Source organism: Chitinophaga sp. YR573 (assembly GCF_900110995.1).
GTDB lineage: Bacteria > Bacteroidota > Bacteroidia > Chitinophagales > Chitinophagaceae > Chitinophaga.
In genome coordinates this window covers 4206421-4226115 of sequence record NZ_FOJF01000001.1, presented here as the reverse complement: position 1 = coordinate 4226115, position 19695 = coordinate 4206421, and the positions used below count along the sequence as shown (strand labels likewise).

11 protein-coding genes are annotated in these 19695 nt (G+C 41.6%); 2 read left to right on the top strand and 9 right to left on the bottom strand.

Annotation, left to right across the window (positions count from 1 at the left end; genetic code table 11):
- Nucleotides 1-7: 7 nt before the first annotated feature.
- From recC to BMW86_RS17785, 4 genes are all read right to left on the bottom strand, one after another.
- A complete protein-coding gene (gene recC, locus BMW86_RS17800; protein ID WP_089783065.1) occupies nt 8-3187 on the bottom strand; it encodes an exodeoxyribonuclease V subunit gamma in 3180 nt (1059 codons plus the stop codon).
- A 10-nt stretch (nt 3188-3197) separates the two neighbouring features.
- Complete coding sequence (recD, locus tag BMW86_RS17795) at nt 3198-4976, bottom strand: exodeoxyribonuclease V subunit alpha (protein ID WP_089783064.1); 1779 nt, start codon at nt 4974-4976, stop codon at nt 3198-3200.
- Between the two features lie 479 nt (nt 4977-5455).
- A complete protein-coding gene (gene zwf, locus BMW86_RS17790; RefSeq protein ID WP_089783063.1) occupies nt 5456-6982 on the bottom strand; it encodes a glucose-6-phosphate dehydrogenase in 1527 nt (508 codons plus the stop codon).
- A gap of 68 nt (nt 6983-7050) precedes the next feature.
- On the bottom strand, nt 7051-7602 hold the full coding sequence (locus tag BMW86_RS17785; RefSeq protein WP_089783062.1) for a Crp/Fnr family transcriptional regulator: 552 nt from the start codon (nt 7600-7602) through the stop codon (nt 7051-7053).
- A gap of 51 nt (nt 7603-7653) precedes the next feature.
- On the opposite strand from BMW86_RS17785, the gene BMW86_RS17780 reads away from it, so the two are divergent.
- Entirely contained in the window at nt 7654-8613 is a 960-nt protein-coding gene (locus tag BMW86_RS17780) for an NAD-dependent epimerase/dehydratase family protein (protein ID WP_089783061.1), read from the top strand.
- A 26-nt stretch (nt 8614-8639) separates the two neighbouring features.
- Nucleotides 8640-9311, top strand: a complete 672-nt coding sequence (rpiA, locus tag BMW86_RS17775) for a ribose 5-phosphate isomerase A (RefSeq protein ID WP_089783060.1) — start codon at nt 8640-8642, stop codon at nt 9309-9311.
- Here rpiA and BMW86_RS17770 read toward each other — a convergent pair.
- From BMW86_RS17770 to BMW86_RS17750, 5 genes are read right to left on the bottom strand one after another with little or no spacing between them, the layout of a single operon-like run.
- Complete coding sequence (locus BMW86_RS17770; protein WP_089783718.1) at nt 9295-10755, bottom strand: glycoside hydrolase family 28 protein; 1461 nt, start codon at nt 10753-10755, stop codon at nt 9295-9297. The two genes, rpiA and BMW86_RS17770, sit on opposite strands and share 17 nt — an antisense overlap.
- A 7-nt stretch (nt 10756-10762) precedes the next feature.
- Complete coding sequence (locus BMW86_RS17765) at nt 10763-13033, bottom strand: GH92 family glycosyl hydrolase (protein WP_255372941.1); 2271 nt, start codon at nt 13031-13033, stop codon at nt 10763-10765.
- A gap of 18 nt (nt 13034-13051) precedes the next feature.
- Nucleotides 13052-14566: a glycoside hydrolase family 28 protein gene (locus tag BMW86_RS17760; RefSeq protein ID WP_089783058.1), complete on the bottom strand. Its 1515-nt coding sequence runs from the start codon at nt 14564-14566 to the stop codon at nt 13052-13054.
- A 52-nt stretch (nt 14567-14618) separates the two neighbouring features.
- Entirely contained in the window at nt 14619-16271 is a 1653-nt protein-coding gene (locus BMW86_RS17755; protein ID WP_089783057.1) for a RagB/SusD family nutrient uptake outer membrane protein, read from the bottom strand.
- Between the two features lie 24 nt (nt 16272-16295).
- A complete protein-coding gene (locus BMW86_RS17750; RefSeq protein WP_089783056.1) occupies nt 16296-19688 on the bottom strand; it encodes a TonB-dependent receptor in 3393 nt (1130 codons plus the stop codon).
- Nucleotides 19689-19695 lie beyond the last annotated feature (7 nt).

Sequence of the window (19695 nt, the reverse complement as noted above, 5' to 3'; positions counted from 1 at the left end):
ATTCTTTTTAGTCGTAATAACCTGGCAGTAATTCTTCCAGTGGCACTATCACCAATTCACAAATAGCTTTGTATGATTCCAGCACAGATTCATGGGCAAAGAACCCATTTTTATATTCCAGTGTGATGTATGGGTCTGGTTTTGCTGTGAGCTTACCTTCAACTGTTTTGGTAAACTTCTCAAAATCCAGCTCCGCCACTTTAGCCGGAGTGATATCAAAGTCGGGGTAAAAAGGTGCGATCCTTTCCATCCCGGCTTTATATGTTTTAACGATCTGTGTGAGCCGTTCTGTAGCAGTAGCCTGTGTCAGTGGCTTCGCTTCAAAAACAGCTTCCTTTTTGCTTGCGGAGATAAAGAACATTCCTTTCACAACCCCGGCGGCTACGCCTGCCAGATAACGAATATACGCCTCTATCAGGTATTTTGTTTCTGATTTTGACCAGGAGATCTGTACGAGCTTATCATTAAACACGGAACCGATCACTCCCTTTATCACACTACCATCTATTGTCAATTCTATGGGAACGATCTGTTCTTCAGCACCTTGTACCACACTTTCGTAAAGGTCCCGCACGGGTTCTATCATTTCTTCTACCAGGGTCAGCGATACGTCTGCCATGTTTTTCAGGGGCAGACTACCCGTTTTAAGCAGCTTTGTTTTTAGATCCCTGATATCTTCGGGGTTCATGGGCAGCAGACGGTTTTTCAATGCCCATTGCTGCAGGCTGTTAAGATCGAAGATCTCAGTGTCTCTTAAGAGTACCTGGGCATCATTGTAATAAATCCCCAATACCTTGTTGTAATATGTTTTAAAAGGGTTTCTGAAAAAACGGGGCAGATCATCCAGTACTATTTCTTCAAATCCAAAAGGTTCTACCACTTTTTCTTTTTGCGTTACCTTCTTTCTTTCGGCGATAGAAGTATTCAGATAGTTATACAGGTGCGCATTGCCCTTGCTGTATTTCATACTGAATCCCTGCAAAGGATGTAACGTCACTAACTTCTGCCGCACACTTTCAGGATCATCTGTACCGGATTCTATATAATCTATCAGTTCATCTACCAGTGCTGATGGTGGTATACCGGTATTATCCTTGGCGCTCTGACCCACATAACTGATGTACAGGTATTCCCTGGCAGACAGGATCGTTTCCAGGAAAAGGTGTTTATCATTCTCCTTTACATTTCTATCTCCTCTTTGTTTATCCCTTTCCATCAGGTTGAACCCTGTGGTATGTTCCCTACGCGGGAATTTATCGTAATTCAGTCCCAGCATAGCTACTACCTTAAACGGAATACTACGCATGGGGATGAGAGAACAAAAAGTAATGCCCCCGTTTACGAACAGGCCGGAACGTGTATTCCCTGTAAGTGTTTCCAGGAAGCTATGTCCGAATACATCAAAGCCCACGGTATCACTCATATATTCATTGAGCAGGTTGTAATCAGACAACTGCTGCATCAGCGTATTATAATCTTCGTCTGTATCTTCTTCCGGCTCGTATACCATGTTATGCAGTACACTTTCTATATAGGTCACCCATTCTGTGATGGAGCGTTCACGCTTTTGCTCTTCCACTACCTGCATCAGCATCTGCACAAAATGACAGAAACGGATTACTTCCTGGCCGGTACTACCTTCCAGGATATCCAGCGGGAAGAAGCTGTTCTCTCCTTCTCCATACTCTTCTCCCCCACTCATACAGATACCATACATAATACGTTTGATCCCATATTTCCAGCTTACCAGGAAGGTTTCATCTTCTTTATCGCCTTCCATACCAAAGCGGATATTGGCAGCATCTACAACTCTGCGTATCAGCGGAACATCATTGATGTTAAAACGTTCCCGGATATATGAAAAATCCAGTAATTGTAATACCTCTTCTGCTTTGAAATTATCTTCATTCATGTGCAGTACAGCATGCAGTGCATTGAAGAGGTTATCACTGTCTGCATAACTTTCATCTGCTATGGTATAACGGAATTTATAAGGAGCATTATTAAATACTGCTTTGATATAAGGAGCATAGGCATCTATATCACTTACCATCACTACAATGTCACGCGGAGAAAGATGTTCTTTCTTTTTATCGATCAGGTATACGAGGTAGTTGTATAATACTTCTACTTCTCTTGCTACGGTATAACAGGCATTGATAGTAACAGAACCATCGCTCAGATCTGCGGCGCTGATTTTATTACGGTTACTGGTAGCGCTGTTAAACACATCATCCTGAATCTTGTGCAGCAGCGTATCGGCTTCAGGTGGTATCAGTTCACTATCATCGTAGGCATTGATAAATTCATCGTGTTTGAAGAATAATCCGAAAGTATCCTGTACTACTCTTCCCCAACCTGCTACCAGTGGATTACCCGTTACCTGTGCATCAATGTCTTTTCCTTTTTGTCTCCAGCGAGCCAGCTGTTTCTCACTCCTGTCTTCGAACCAGAACGTAGCAGGGGAAGGATTGATGATGTGAAAATAAACGTCTACATATTCTGAAAGATCGTAGAGGATCTTTACGTGATAAGCGGTGATGATGGATATACCAAAGAGATGAATCGCTTTGATCCTGTTGGATAAAGCATCCCGCTGATCAGGATTCTTTAATGCTTCCAGGATATGCTGACCGATTATTGTTTTATCAGGCAGACTATTATCAGAAACAATTTTAGCTTTTATCCACAGGTATTCCTGCCAGTCGTCTTTCCCTACTTCTTTTAATGTTTTCGTATTCCATTCGCGGATCATTTCCGGGCGGTACACCTGGTACTGGTCAAACAAATCCGCCGCCTTTTTTGCAAGGCCCATTCTCTTCAGGTCTTTATCAGATTGATTATTCAGATAGTAATCTGCGGTGTCCGGAAATTTCTCAGTAAAATCACTTTCTCCCAGCAGTTTAAACAACAGCCAGGTAAGGTTCTGTGCGGAGAGTATTTCTGTATAACGTCCTCCCAGCAGGTAATACAGCTGATGAATGAGATCATTTGGTTTAAGGAAACGGCAATTGGCGGCAATACCCAGGTGTGAAGCTATCTGTAGCTTCAGCCAGTTGTTCATCCCTTCTGTTTGTGTCACTATCAGGTGCGGTTCGAATACGCTGTTCTGCGATTCGTGCAGACTTAGTGATAAGCCCTGCGACAAACTCTCCAGTGAATTCGAAACCTTTAAAAATAATGCCATAATGGATATATCAATCTTCTACAAAACGATTAGCGATACCGGAAGCTCTTTCTACAGAATGCTCCACGGCCTGTAATAATACTTCTTCGGATGATTGTACGTATACCATCGTCCTCGCCCTGGTAACGGCTGTATACAACAGTTCGCGGGTGAGTAGTGCTACATTGGTGACCGCAGGCAGCACAACCAGTACTTTATTAAATTCAGAACCCTGACTTTTATGAATAGTCATGGCAAATACTGTTTCTGCTTCCGTTAAATAACCAGGCAGTACTGCTCTTAAATCGCCGGTACCATCTTCGAACCAGGCCATCAGTACCCCGTTTTCATCGGGGCGGATAATACCTGTATCTCCATTGAACAAGTTATGTTCATAGTAGTTACGGGTGAGTATGATGGGCCTGTTCTCGTAAAACTCAGCATTGATCTTAATCAGTTTTTTATCATGCAGATATTTTTCAATCATTTTATTGATGGCGTATAATCCCTGTTCACCTTCTCTCACCGCACACAGTACCCGTAAACCATTCATTTTATGTAAGGCTTCCTGTTTATCGTTCTCTTTGATAAACGCTTCATAACCTGATACAAACTGTTCAAACAGCTCCCTGGAGTAAGAAGGGTCAATGATTACCTGTTCATCATTATTTGCATGTAGGAATTCTTTTAATGCAACCTGATCATTCCTGATAATCGCCTTACTGAATTTACCTATTCCTTTATGCCCTGTGAAACGATGACTGCGACGCAATTCTACCAGGTGCTGGAATAAAGGGTGGCGATCCTCACTGATATGGCTATCCGGAATATTCTTCCTTTTATCCGTGATGAATGAATTGATCAGTGTTAATCTGTCCGCAGAAAACAGGTTGAGTATTTCCTGAGCCTGGCAGAGGTCCCCGAACAAACTACCAGCTTCCACAGATGCCAGCTGGTCTTTATCTCCCAATAAAATCAATCTTGTATCAGGGCCAATAGCATCTAATAGTTTTGCAAACAGCGCAATGTCTATCATCGAAGATTCATCTACTATTACTACATCATAGTTGAGCGGGTTCTCCGCGTTATGATGGAAATAGGGACTGTCCTTTTTAGATTTCAGCAGGCGGTGGATAGTACTCGGACTAAGGCTTTGCAGCTTCTCTGTTAAAGAAGGTGCTACCGGTAATTTAGTGTTGCGCAAACTTTCCGCCATACGTGCAGCGGCTTTCCCTGTGGGAGCAGCCAATGCTACTCTCAGCGAAGGCGCTATGTTATACAGGATGGCCAGTATTTTGGCAACGGTGGTTGTTTTACCCGTACCGGGGCCTCCTGTGATAATGGTGAAGTTATTTAACACACCGGTGATGGCAGCAGCCAGTTGCCAGTCGGTAGGTGTATTCTCATCTATAGGATCATCTGAAACAAACAGGCTGGTAACAAGTTCCCTATGTGTTTCGAGTACTTTTAACCGTTGTAGTAGCTGTTCCTTCTCTGTTTCCAGGAACTGGTGGATACGTTTCAGGAATGTTGTTTCGTAGCGGAAATAACGTTGCAGATACAGGCGGTCCTGGTAAAGTACAAAAGGCTGCTGATCATTGCCATTACGGGCAACAAGTGTAACAGCCTGTAAAGGCCCGCTGCCTGGTACCATATCACCGCAATAGGGCGGTAATTCGGTTAGTTTATCCAGGTGCAGACAGATATGCCCTTCGCTGATCTTTTTAGACAGCAGATATGCGTAAGGCTTTAACACTGGTATATCGAAATATTCAGCAAACTGCTGATGAACATCATTTATAGTATGCATGTGATGCAATAATTGCTGTTATAACAGGAATTTTCCTGAAGGGATAAACGGTACATGATCAATAATTTCCACTTAGCGGAAATTGTAGCGCTGGCGAGTTCTTCGGGACTTCTCTTTTCCCGGTTTTTCAGGTAGCATCCTCTGAAATTTCTTCCCGCATAAAAGTAAGTATAATCTAAGATTTGGCTACTCTAAAGAAATTAACATGAAGTGGAAAAAGGTACCAATCAGATAACTGAAGTTTAAATAATATATTTATAAAGCAAAATCAACCTATATATAAAGCATATCTCTGGAAGTATGGATTATATATGGTTCATATATGCTTTATATATGGATCATATATGGATTATATCTCTGATCACAAGCCTGTTAAGGCTTTACAGAGATTCTTCTGAAATCCGCTAAACTCGTTGTTATTTTAGCAATTCAAATGATAAGCCATAAAAAAAGCCGGTCTTTAAACCGGCTTCTGATTATTATAAGCTCTTAAGATTGGGAATCGCTTTCTCCGTTTTAGTAAAAGGTAATTCGTACCACTCTTTTGCAAAGGGTTTCAGCAAAGCACCGGAAGCCGTAGGCCCGCAACTACCTGCTTTATACATATGCAGCTCTTTTTCAGGGTATTTCTCCCATGCCTCTATAATAGGCATTACCACCTTCCAGGCAGCCTCTATCTGGTCTGCACGCATGAACAGGGTAGCATCACCATGCAGCACATCCAGCAAGAGGGCTTCATATGCTTCAGGGATCGTTTCTGTATAAGATTCCTTGTAGGTAAAGTCCATCTCTACCGGTTTCAGTTTCATCTGTAACCCAGGTACTTTACTTTCAAACAGCAAACTGATTTCCAGTTCCGGTTGTATACTGATGATCAAACGGTTAGGTACGATATCATCTTTAAAGATCTTATGAGGAGTATCCTTAAATTGTACCACGATTACAGAAGACTGTGCTGGCAGGGATTTACCGGTACGCATGAAGAAAGGTACCCCTTTCCAGCGTTCATTATCTATAAATAACTTAGCCGCCACAAAGGTTTCCGTATTGGAACCGGACTGCACCTGCTCTTCTTTGCGGTATGCGGGTCTTGGCATATTGTTAATGCTACCGGCAGTATATTGCCCGCGCACTACGTTCTTAAATACCTGCGGGGTGGTGTAAGCCTTTACGCTCTTCATCACCTTCGTTTTGGCATCCCTTATCACCTCAGATTTATATGCTTTCGGGCATTCCATCCCTACTATACATAATAACTGTAAGAGGTGATTCTGGATCATATCACGTAAAGCGCCACTGCTATCATAGTAACCACCACGTTTACCTACTCCCACCTGTTCTGTTACACTGATCTGGATATGATCTATGTATTTTCTGTTCCATAAAGGCTCAAATACATAGTTGGCAAAACGGAAGGCCATAATATTCTGTACGGCTTCTTTGCCCAGGTAATGATCTATCCTGTAAATCTGTTTTTCTGAGAATCGTTTACCTAAGAAACGATTGAGTTTTTTGGCTGACTCCAGATCGGTACCGAATGGTTTTTCTATTACGATACGATCCAGTCCGTCGCGGTTGCAAAGATTATTCTTGTATAATGCCTCTGAGATAATTTCGATAAAGCGGGGAGCAGTAGCGAAGTAAAAGATACGGGTGCTGTTCTGTTCGTTTTGCTTTTCGAAGGCTTTTAGTCTTTCATCCAGGGCGGTATAAGTTTCCTTTTTGAGGAAATCCCCCTGTACATAAAATAGTCTTGCGGCAAATTCATTCCACTTCACTTCTTCTGCTGTTCCGCTACGGCTGAATTCATTGATACCAGCCAACATGTCTTTTCTGAACTCATTCTCATCAACTTCCAGAAAATCAACACAATAGATATTGAATGCTGCTGGGAGATGATGATCTGTAAAGAGATTGTACAATGCAGGAATGAGCTTACGTTTCGTCAGATCCCCTTTGGCCCCGAAGATAGTGATAGCTGCGGGGTAGGCTTTTACTTGTTTCATAATTTAATGGTAATTAGTCCGTTCTGCCTTTAATTTAGACAAATTTAACCATTAATAGCGTTCACTTCTTAAGTAGTTTTCAATAAACGGTTGAGACTTCTGACTGATATCCCCAGATACTCCGACAGGTCCTGTTTGGTAAAGGTGATCTGCTGGGCGTTTAGTGCGGATAATAACTGCGGTAATATCTGGGATAAGGTATACAGCTGCTGCCTCGCACTTTTTACGGATGAATTGGATATCCGCGTAGCCATAAGCGCTATGACTATCGCATTGAAATCCGGCTTTGTTTTTAACAGCTGCATGAACTCTATGTTACTCATTATATAGATACTGACAGGTGTAACAGGTTCTATACTACAGATAGCAGGCTCTTTCCTGATAGCCTCTATCTCCCCCAATAACTCTCCTTCTCCTAAAAATTCAAGGATATAATCTTTATCATTATCTTCTGTAATAAAGCATTTTGCAATGCCTGACCTGATGATGTAAACATTTTTCCCTTCCTGCCCCTGTTGTATAATACGTTGCCCTACACTATAATTGCGTAGTGTAATAGCTTCCGTCTTTTCTGACAGGCTTTCTATGATATGCAGCAGTTGTAAATTTGTTCTGATCATGTTCCGGACAAATGTCCCGGGAAATTAATAAACCCCGGCTACATTTGCAGTATGAAAGTTTTAGTTACAGGAAGCGCCGGCCATCTTGGAGAGGCGCTGGTCCGCACGTTAAAAGGAGATGTAATTGGCGTGGATATTACGGCCTCACCCTTTACTACTCATCAGGGATCTATTACCGACAGGGCTTTTGTTAAGCGTTGCCTTGCAGGGGTGAAAACAGTGTATCATACCGCTACCCTGCACAAGCCTCATGTAGGTACGCATAGCCGTCAGCAGTTCATAGATACGAACATTACCGGTACGCTTAATCTACTGGAAGAAGCTGTGGCTGCCGGTGTGGAGTCTTTCATCTTCACCAGTACCACCAGTGTATTTGGCGATGCCCTCATTCCGCCTGCGGGCTCCCCTGCTGCCTGGATTACTGAGGACGTGACTCCTGTTCCCAAGAACATCTATGGTGTCACCAAGGCCGCTGCTGAGGACCTTTGCCAGTTGTTCCACCGCAACCAGGGACTGGCATGTATTGTATTACGCACATCAAGGTTTTTCCCTGAGGAAGATGATCATAAAGGAGCCCGGGATAGTTATACAGATGAGAACTTAAAAACGAATGAATACCTTTCCAGGCGGGTGGAGATACAGGATGTAGTGAATGCACATATACTCGCGGCGGAACGTGCTGCGGCCATTGGTTTTGGTAAGTATATTATCAGCGCTACCACCCCGTTTACCTTAAATGATATGGCAGCTTTACGGGTTGATACGCCTGCTGTTTTATGCAGACTTTTCCCTGACTATGAGGCTATCTATGCCAGTAAAGGCTGGCTGATGTTCCCCGTTATGGACAGGGTATATGTGAATGAACGTGCCCGCACAGATCTTGGCTGGAAACCTCTTTATGATTTCAGATATGTACTTGATAATGGACTGCGCAGCCCGCTTTCATTATTGATAGGCTCCAAGGGATATCATCCTGAGATATTTGCAGAGGGACCTTATCCGGTGGAATAGCGTACCTTTTTATTAAAATATAAAATATGGCCGATTATAAAATGGAAGCTGCTATTGCAGCATCAAAGATAGTTTCCAATGGCCAGATTATTGGTTTAGGAGCCGGTACTACTATTGCACATCTGGTGAAGATGATTGATAAGGATTGTAAGTTTACCTCTTCATCCTTTAATACTATTAATTTACTGAGAGAGCACAACTTAACAGTGTTATCACCCTCTTCTTTGAAGAAAGTAGATATTTATTTTGATGGCTGTGATCAGTTCGATAGTGAATTAAACGCACTGAAGAGCGGTGGTGGCATTCATACTACAGAGAAGATACTGGCTTCCATGGCTGATGAATTTATTTTACTGGGTGATGCAGGGAAATTTGTTCCTCAATTAAATTATCCATTAGTGATAGAGATCTTACCACAGGCGCTGCAGGTTGTACTGAAGCGCCTGTCTGTAGATTTCCCGGATGCATTACTGGTATTGCGAATGAGTAATCAGAAAGATGGTGCTGTGATTTCTGATAATGGTAACTTTTTGTTAGATGTTACATTTACAAAGCTACCTGCTCTTGCCAGTTTGAATACACATATTAAAATGATTCCGGGAGTAGTTGATCATTCTTTGTTTTACAGAATGGCAACGAAGGCGATCATTGCCGGAGAAGATGGGATACAGGTTATCATGCCTATTTATCCTTCCTGACATCCCCTATTAACTGATCCTTTACCTTTCCAGGGAAAGCTGAATGTCCATCCAGCTGGTTGATTTTCAACCCTTCTATCTTGTAGGCTTCCAGCACATGTGTATAGTAAACAGGTGAGTTGCTACCCCACTTTACCGAACAATTGTGAATGCTGATATCCGTTGCCTGATCCAGGTAAAAAGCAGCAGTACTGCCTTCTACAAAAGGAGAAGCGTTACTTGGACGTCTGTCGTAACTGCCACCTGGTATGGTAGTAGTTTTAGTAATATTAACATCTATACTGTTAAAATGGATGTCACTTATTTTATCAGCTGATTCAGCACTTACATAAATGCCATTCTCGCTGCGACATTGTATATTGTTAAAGTAAATATTGCTTACCCTGCCTACTTTACCTTCTTTAACTCCTTTAGGTAAACGCCAGCCAGCATCTTTATTATTAGCTGTAGCACGGCGATATGCCGTTATATAAATAGGTTCTGCCTTGCCCCACCATACATCAGAGAATAAGTGTGAATCAACAATGATGTTTGAGAAAATCACATCCGTTACTGTACCCTCATCCCTGTTCTGAATACCAATACCACGATTTGCTTTGGTGATAATACAGTTATTAAATACTACACGGTGTATGCTGTCCATATTCTCCGATCCTATCTTAATAGCACATGAACGGGATGTCATCGTACAGTTACTTACTGCTATGTTTTCACAGGTACCATATTCTGCAAACTCCCGGCGGTTCTTCAGACAAATACAATCATCTCCTGATTCTATATAACTGTTACTGATGCGTACATTCTTACTGTGATCAACATCAATACCATCACTGTTCCGTACTTTCAGACTGTTTAATAAAGTAAGGTTATCAATAACCACATCATTGCATCCTATTAAATGGACCGTCCAGTAAGCAGAGTTACAGATATTGAGATCACGGATACGAATGTTTTTACCCCCGATGATAGTTAGTAAATGTGGACGTGGATCAATGATATTGAATGGTTTCAATTCATAGGAATCATCCAGTTCCTTACCCATAAATGAGATACCATTACCATCGATAGTACCCGCACCACAGATAGTTACGTTCTCCAGGTTTTGCCCGCTGATCCATAAAGTACCTTCTCCTTTGTTTTCTTTGAAAGCACTTTTGGTATATACCTGTTCATCCGGACTGGCTAATAGCTTAGCCCCGTTTTCCACTTCTAATGTGATGTATGATTTTAATTCAAATGGTCCGGTTAGAAATATTCCTGATGGAACTACTACTTTTCCACCACCAGCAGCGTTACATGCATCAATGGCTTTTTGAATAGCAATTGCATTATCTGTATGACCATCATTGACAGCGCCATAATCTGCAATATTAAAAACAGATGGCTTCTTTACCTGCGATACAGCAGTATTACACAAAAAAATCAGCAGCAGATACTTAAACATTCCCATATTATTTGGTCATTCCTTTTGGTTGATTGATAGGGTTGCTTCCCCATTTTTTATCAGGAGTATCCTGTAAATATAATTCCAGTTTACCACCACGCATGATGTTGCTGTAAGTAATAAAATTATCCGCCTGTAATACGCCGTTCCATTTAGCCCGATGAATATATTTAGCTGTTTTACTCGTCTTATGGCAAATAATCTCAAAAGTTTTGTCTTTCGGTAAACTAACCGTTACATGTGTGAATATAGGAGAACTCAGCAGATATTCACCTGCTATAGGATTCACCGGATAAAAGCCCATTGCAGCAAACATATACCAGGCAGACATCTGCCCTGCATCATCATTACCACCTAATCCTCCCGGCCCATTGCTATATTCTTCTGATAAGATTTTACGCACCTGCGCCTGTGTTTTCCAGGGAGCTGCGGTATAGTTGTACATAAAAGGTATCTGGTGTCCCGGCTCATTGCCATGCCAGTATTCCTTTTTAATAAACAAACTATCCAGTGAAGATTCCAGTTTTCGGGGTCCACCCATTAAGCTGCTCAATCCACTTACATCATGTGGTACGTAAAAGGTGTATTGCCTTGCTGTTCCCTCTGTGATATAACTTTCCCTTTCATCAGGATGGTAGGGGGTTATCCAGCTACCATCTGCATGACGGCCTCTCACCATACCTGTTTTCTTATCAAATACATTCGCGTAATAACCCGCCCTTGTGATGAGCAGCTGATAGTCGGTTGTTTTCTCCATCCCTTTGGCAAACTGTGCCAGCGCATAATCATCATAAGCATATTCCAGTGTACGACTTACCTGTTCCTGTTTATGAAAGGCATCCTTCACGCTATCTTCCAACGGAATGTAATGATACTTAAGGTAACTCTCCAGCGCCCTCCTGCCCTTTCCTTCTACATAATCCGTTTTACTGGCCGGAGTATTAAAAGCGTTATGTCTTAATATCTCATATGCTTCCTTCACATTATAATTACGTATCCCTTTCAGGTAAGCAGAGCTGATCACTGAAGTTGGGTGATCTCCTATCATCTCTGAAGTATAACTATTCCAGCAGGGGAATATGGGCATCCAGCCACCTTGTTTACCTTTAAGAATAAGTGATTGTACAAGGTTATTAATAAGCGGCGGGTTCAGTATTTCGAATAACGGTATCTGTGCCCGGTATATATCCCACATGGAGAAATCATCGTAATAATTCCCTTTTGTCAGCGTAGAATTCTGATAATCCGAAGAGAACATCGGATACAGGCCATCCACATCATTGAATAAACGTGGCTGCTGCATAGCATGGTAATAAGAAGTATAGAAGATTTGCTTATCCCGCTCATTATCTGTCTCTACCTTTATCTGGCTCAATGTCTTTTGCCAAACGCTTTTACAGTTAGCAAACGCCGTAACAAAGTCTATCGTTTCTGCTTCTTCACTAAGGTTTTTCCTGGCGCCTTCTATCCCTGTGAATGAGGTACCTATGCGGATGGTGAAATGTTCTCCTTTATCCATTTTAAATCCTACATAAGCGCCTATACCAGGTTGATTACCGATACTATCTGTGCTGAATATCTGACTCATGGCAAAGGTACCTTTGCTATCGATCCCTTTTTCAAAGCGGATCACAAAGTAACCGCTGAAGCCTGCCTGTTTGCCCCATCCCTGGTAAATACGGTGAACAGGGTTATAACCATATATCTCCCCTTTCTCCGCATCTATTTTAATAAAGCCTTCATGATAATCACTGTTGGGTGTTATCAGCAGGTACAAGCTATCTGCTTTATTCATTTTGAACTGCATAAGGCCACAGCGTGGAGTTGAGGTGACAGCAACCTCTACCTGTTCTTCCCTCAGATTGATGCGATATCCGTATGGGGTTGACTTTTCATCCGTATGTTTAAAGCGGACGCTATAATCAGTAGTTTTAAGGGTACCTGTTACCGGCATTATGGTAACACTGCCATAGTCCTGTGTACAGGAACCGCTCAGCCAGTGGGAGCCTCTTATGCCATTGAATAGCGTATCTCTGTAATAGTAAGGTGGGAGACATTTCTTTTCACTCATCTGGGTTTGCGGAGTCCATTGCGTCATACCGAAAGGCATTGTAACTGCCGGGATCGTATTGGCAAACAACTCACCGCCTGTCCCATGCTTTAATGCCGATTTAGTAGTAGCAGCGGCCGTTCCGGCCATTGGTTGAACGTAATGAGTGAGATCCTGGGCATTCGCCACCGTTCCTGCAAAAAATAGTAGAATAAATAGTTTGTACACCTGATGCTTAAGATTTGGTTACTGTTGCACTAATATACCCTTCTCAGCGCTTACAGGTAGCAGTATTTTTTCGAAAGCAGTATCATTGGTATTACGCAATACGATCAATGGCGGTTCCATCATAGATGGTATGGAGAGTGCGTTAATCTTTAAACCATTCACATCATCTGATACGATAGCCGGCCTGAAATCGTCCTGCAAATAAGATACTCTTACATTTTTCAGACTGATACCTTCCGCATGCCTGATGTATAACCCCCAGGCGGGTAATTCCCCAAACATAGTAAATTCCGGGTAACCTGCGGCATTTTCTGTTACACTACCCAGATTATTCAAGGGAACTTCCACTATTTGTTTCTGTGCACCTCCTCCATAACTTATTTCAATATTCTCTAATACTACATCCTTCACCGGATGCCCAGGCAAACCAGTAATAGAGGATGGTACAAGATTATGTGCGGCCACCTTTGGCGCCGGCCCTTCTACCGGGTAACCCATATCCGGCTTACCGGAGGGTATTTCAGCCTTTACATTCCCAATATAAACCCGTTGAATAGTGCTGTATTTATCTGTGGTATTGCGATGTCCTAAACGGATAAAAATAGCATTTCCGGTATTCCTGGCTGTCACGTTACGGATATCTATATCTTCGATCACTCCGCCGTCCACACTTTCCAAAGCAATCGCAGAGCGGTAGGTGTTGTAGACAGTCAGGTTATTTACCCTGATCTTTTTAAACCCGCCCACAGAACCGGTGCCCAGTTTAAACCCGCTGGCACTTGAGCGGACAATGCAGTTTTCTATTATAATATTCTCACAGCTTTTATTTGCATCTTCTGATTTTAAACAAATGCCATCATCTGCTGCATTGAAAAAGCTGTTAGTGATTTTTACATCTTTACAATCAACAATATCAATACCATCATTATTCCAATAAGCCATACTGATTACTGTCATATGGTCTATAACAACACCGGTACAACTATTATAACTTTGTACCCAGCCGGAGGCATCCTTAATGGTAACGTCCGTCACTTTTACATTTTTACAATCGGAGATGGATAGTATTAGCGGGCGGTTCTTTTCCCCCGGGCGTTTTAGTTTCCATTGGCTATCCTGTACTTTGCCATCTGTTAACAGCTGCAGCAGGTTGAGCACCAATTCCCTGCCCTGCCCGTTAATTGTTCCTTTTCCCGTGATGGTAATATCATGTTCATTACTGGCTAAAATTACAGCCATTTTATCATCTGTATAATCCAGTCGATCGGGACTTCCTAATAACACCGCATCATCTGCAAGATGTAATTCTACACCGCTTTTCAATATGACAGGCCCGGTAAGAAAGTTACCTGAAGGTATGATGACCCTTCCTTTTCCAGCTTTAGTGGCAGCATCAATAGCCTTTTGTATAGCTGCTGCATTATTAAATCCAGCTTTAGCTTTTGCTCCGTAATTTAAAATGTTATAATCTTTCTGTGCGAAGGCTGCCAGACTGTTATATAGTAAAAAGAAGCAGAATAGTGATCTCTTCATGATATTGAATTACGTTTAATTATCTTTCCGTGCCAGTTCCAATCAATATTAATTAATACCCTGTATTCTGTGGAAATGTTCCCTGATTCAGATCTATCAACGCCTGTGGTATCGGTCTTAATGTATGGAACGATTTCATTGTATTCACCGCTTTGGCTTCATCATTATCTGCCAGTGTACGGGTTAATAATGTACCTGTACGTTTCAGCTCAAACCACCTGAACTCTTCCCCTGTTAATTCTCTCAGTCTTTCATCCAGAATATCATCTATCGTTAAAGTTGATACCTGCATTTCTGTAGAGTAAGCAATGCCAGTAGCCGGATTATTCCCTTTTTTAGCAGCTCTTGTCCTGATAGCATTAAAATATTCCAGCGCCTTCGCCGTATTACCCAGTTTGAGATACGCTTCAGCTGCCATAAGATATGTTTCGGCTAAACGGAAAACGTAAGTATCTCTTGCACCACCACCATCGGTATAGGAAGTAACAAATGGATCGCGGAATTTCTTAAACTGAGGATAACTGCGTACTCCTGCTAAAAAAGGAGAAGTTCTATATTCATCAGGATTAATAACATAATACTTCTTAGCCGCTTTCTCTGCCGCCGTAAAAGGTATTGCCGGGTAATAAATCAATGTATCCCCAACAGCAAAACCAGATCCTGCTACCTGTGTATAAATCACATCATACATTGATGCCAGGTACCGGCTATCACGCGTTCTGTCGAACACATTAATATAATAAGGATCAAGCGCTACCAGGTTGTTAGCTCTTCCGTAAAAAATACTGCGGCCTAACTGTCCGGTTGCCTGTGTATCCCATAAAAAATACTGGTATAATGTACTACCTGTAATTGCACCGGTTGTATTGGTAGTTGTATTAGTACTGTACTGAACAGAAAATATCACCTCACTATTCACCTGGAAGTTTGTAACGGTAGGATCGAAAAGATCTGAATACGTAGCTTTAAGCGCATAAGGGCCAGCAATTACAGAATCCGCGTTGGAAGCGGCTAACTGAAAATCAGCATTCCCATCACCATAACTCTTATATCCTCTCGTTAAATATACTTTTGAAAGCAGATGCTGTGCACAGCCTTTTGTAACACGACCAAAATCAGCGGTTGTTACAGGCAATACTGCGATGGCATCATTCAGATCCTGGATGATCTGTGTGTAGATATCCTTTTCAGGTGTCCGTGTATAAGTTAATGTTACTGATGTACTGGCTGTTAATACCAATGGCATATCTCCAAAGGTTTCTACTAGCAGGTAATAGTAATAAGCACGTAAAGCCTTCGCCTCAGCAACACGGATATTAATGGTAGCGGCAGTACCACCTTCTACCTTTGTAGCCCAGTATATCGTATTATTAGCAACATTGATAGCTGCGTATAATGCTTTACTGTATGTATCAATATCCGTATTTAAAGAGTTAAGATTATTGTTGTACAGATTAAGTCCACTCTGATCCGTAATATTTGGCGTAGAAAAAGCATCCGTACCTAAGTAATAAAGGTTAGGTGTATTAACAATCACCCTTAGGTTAGGATAATTGGATTTGGCAAGATCTTCAAAACCTGCAGGTGTGTTATAATATGTTTCTGCTGTTCTTCCACCCGGATTATACTCTTCGAGAGATTTCTTACATCCTGTTGCTGTACCCAGTACAACTATGGTGAGAAATTTTATAAATGACTTTTTCATAACAGTATGATGTTAATAATGAAATTATAGGGTTACCTGTAAACCAAACATAAAAGTACGGGTACGGAAGTCCTGTGCTCCACCGGAGGTTAAGTCGGCCGTTTCAGGGTCCCATCCGATGAATTTGGTCCAGATGAAAGGATTATAAGCATCTGCATACACCCTTATATTTTTGAATGCGGTCTTACCTATAACTCTTTTAGGGAGTGTATATCCTAAAGTGATGTTGCTGATCTTTATATAAGAAGAGTTTGAATATTCAGCAGCCAGTCTTCTTGTACCATCTGTTTCAATGGCATTATTCGCCCACTTATTACTTGGGTTGGTGTAAGTCCAGTAACTGCGGTTATAAGCGTTAAACCTTGCACGGTTCTGATCTCCATCTAAAAACTGGTTTAAAAAGGTACTTTGCTGTAATGTTCCCTGGCGGGTGTATACGGTAGCGCTCAAATCAAAATTAGCATACTTGAATGTGTTCGTTATACCCCCGAACCAGTTAGGGATATCACTGCCAATTACCTGTCTGTCACTTGCATTAATCTTACCATCATTATTATGATCATCAATCTTATACTGACCCGGATACTGACCGAATGTTTTTGCGGCATCGGCTTCGTTAGTCTGCCATACACCTGTTATTTTGTAAGCATACACTACTCTGGATTTCTGACCAATAAACCGGCTATTAGCAATGTCATCTTTCCCTGTACCATATAACTCCAGGATCTTATTTTTATTAATCGCAAAGTTTATATTCGTACTCCATGTGAATTTTTCAGAATGGATATTAATCGTATTTAGTCCTACTTCAATACCACTATTCCTGATTGAACCTAAATTTGTAACGACTGTAGAAAAACCATTTTCATAAGGAATGGTTTCCTGTAAAATGGTCCCTTTGGCAGTTTTATTATAGTAATCAAGCGTTACAGCAATTCTTCCTTTAAACAGTTCCAGATCTATCCCTGCATTATATTCTGTTGTTTTTTCCCATGACAGGTTTTTATCTGCAAGAACGGAAGGTGCAAATCCATTGGCATTAGCGCCATTGAAATCATAGTACGTACCTGTAATGGAAGATTGTGTAATATACGGCCCCAGGTATGGCGTTGTTGATGAAGCGCCTGATATATTACCTGCCGGCACTGTAGCCACAGCAGCATTACCGGATTTACCCGCACTTAGGCGAAGTTTCAGTAAACTGATGGCGCTTATTTTCTTCATGAAATTTTCTTCGCTGACAATCCAGGCGAATGCACCCGAAGGGAAGAAACCCCATTGATGACCAGCTGCAAAAATGGAGTTACCATCACCACGACCGGTCACTGTAAACAGGTAGCGGTTTTTATAAGTGTAATTAGCTCTGAAAAAGTATGACTGTATATTTTGTCTGGTGTATCCGCTGGAAGCTGTTGTAGAAGGCTGCGTAACCACTCCTGTTGCAGGATTGGTATAAGCTGCCAGGTTACCCACATTATACCATAAAGAACGGTAAGGTAACCCAACTACAGAGATCTGGTTGTAATCGTATTGATGGTATTCTGATGAGCTACCTAATAAAGCATCAAAGCGATGTACGCCAATCTGTTTATTGTAACTCAGCACATTGTTCCAGGTATAATTAGTCCAGTGGTTTGATCCGTTAGTAGCAGAAGCTGGTTTAGTGCCTGCATTTGCTTTGGAGTAGGTATCATTATACGTACCGGTACGTTGGAAAGTAAGGTCCGGTGTAAAGGATGTTCTGAATTTAAAATCTTTCAGAAAACTCAGCTCTGCAAATATGTTAGGTAATAAGCGGATGTACTGCGCCCGGCGAATCTCATTATCAAACTCAAACAAAGGATTGGTAATCTGTGATTCGTTTTCTGATGGGAAGAAACGTAAGGAACCATCTGCATTATATGGGCTTCCGGTTGGGCGTAAGCGACCTGCACTTCTGAATACTTCCGCGCTGCCCGGATTAATATCAGCAAAAGTAGTGTAGATAGAAGCACCTACTTTAAATACATTATTGAAGGTACGGTCGAACCCTGTTTTCAGGTTATATTTCTTCGTGTTTTCAACCTGAACTGCACCATTATATAACTGGTAACCCGCAGATAAAAAATAGGTTGTTTTATCGTCTCCTCCTGTGATGGATAGATTGTGGTTGGTCTGCAATGCATTGTCCCTTCTGATTAACTTGTACCAGTCGGTATAAGTCCCGCTGGCAATGTTCGCCAGTTCTGTAGCGGAGAAGATCTTATCATCAGTAACCGGTGTATAAGTAGTACCGCCTACTAAAGCAGCCTGTTGTGCCTGGGTATTTATAAATTCCCGGTCGTAGGCAACAAATTCCGGTCCGTTCATCATGTCTGGTAAATTATACGCGTTCACTACGCCTACATATGCATCATAGTTTATTCTTAACGCACCTTTTATCCCTCTCTTAGTGGTAACAATCACCACACCATTAGCACCTCTTGATCCGAATATAGCAGTGGAAGATGCATCCTTTAAAACATCCATCCGTTCTATATCTGCCGGATTGATATCGTTTATATTACTAACCTGTATACCATCTACTACGTACAAAGGCTGTGTACCACCACTGATGGAATTTACACCACGTATTTCAATGGTGAAATCTGCACCCGGTCTTCCTGAGCTTCTCTTTACATCTACTCCTGGCATACGGCCCTGTAAAGCCTCCTGTGCATTTGGCGCTTTTGAATTGGCAATATCTTCACTGCTTAATGAGTTCACGGCTCCTGTGAGGTCTATTTTCTTTTTGCTGCCATATCCTATATTAACAATGTTTACTTCATTCAACGAGGTAGCCTCTTCTGTTAAGATGGCATTCACTACTGATTTCCCATCAACCGGAATCTCTTTTGTTGCGTATCCTATATATTTAAATACCAGTATGGCATCAGGATTATCAATTGTCAGTTTATAAGTCCCATTACTTGTTGTTGTAGTCCCTTTGTTTGTTCCTTTTTCGAATACACTTACCCCTATCAGTATTCCACCTTTGCCATCGGTTACTTTACCACTTACAACCAAACCAGCTGCTACTTTTTTCTGTAAAACAATGGCATCATGTATTACCTCATAACTGATATTGTTTTGCGTAAGTAGTTTATTTAAAACAGATCTTAGTTCTTCGTTAGTACTGGTTATAGAAACATTCAGTTCGGTGTTAACAGCATCTTTGCTGAATATAAATTTCACACCATTGGTTTTCTCTATCGTCTTTAATCCTTCAGCCAGACTTACATTACTGAACGACACATTAATTTTCTTTTCTAAAATGTCCTGCGCCCTCAATGATTCAGAGTATGAGAACCCTGTGATAGCAATTGTGATGAATATTTGAATAAAGGTAATTCTCAAAATCCGTGTCCAGGGGATGGAAATTTGTGGATAAAACTTCATAACGTTT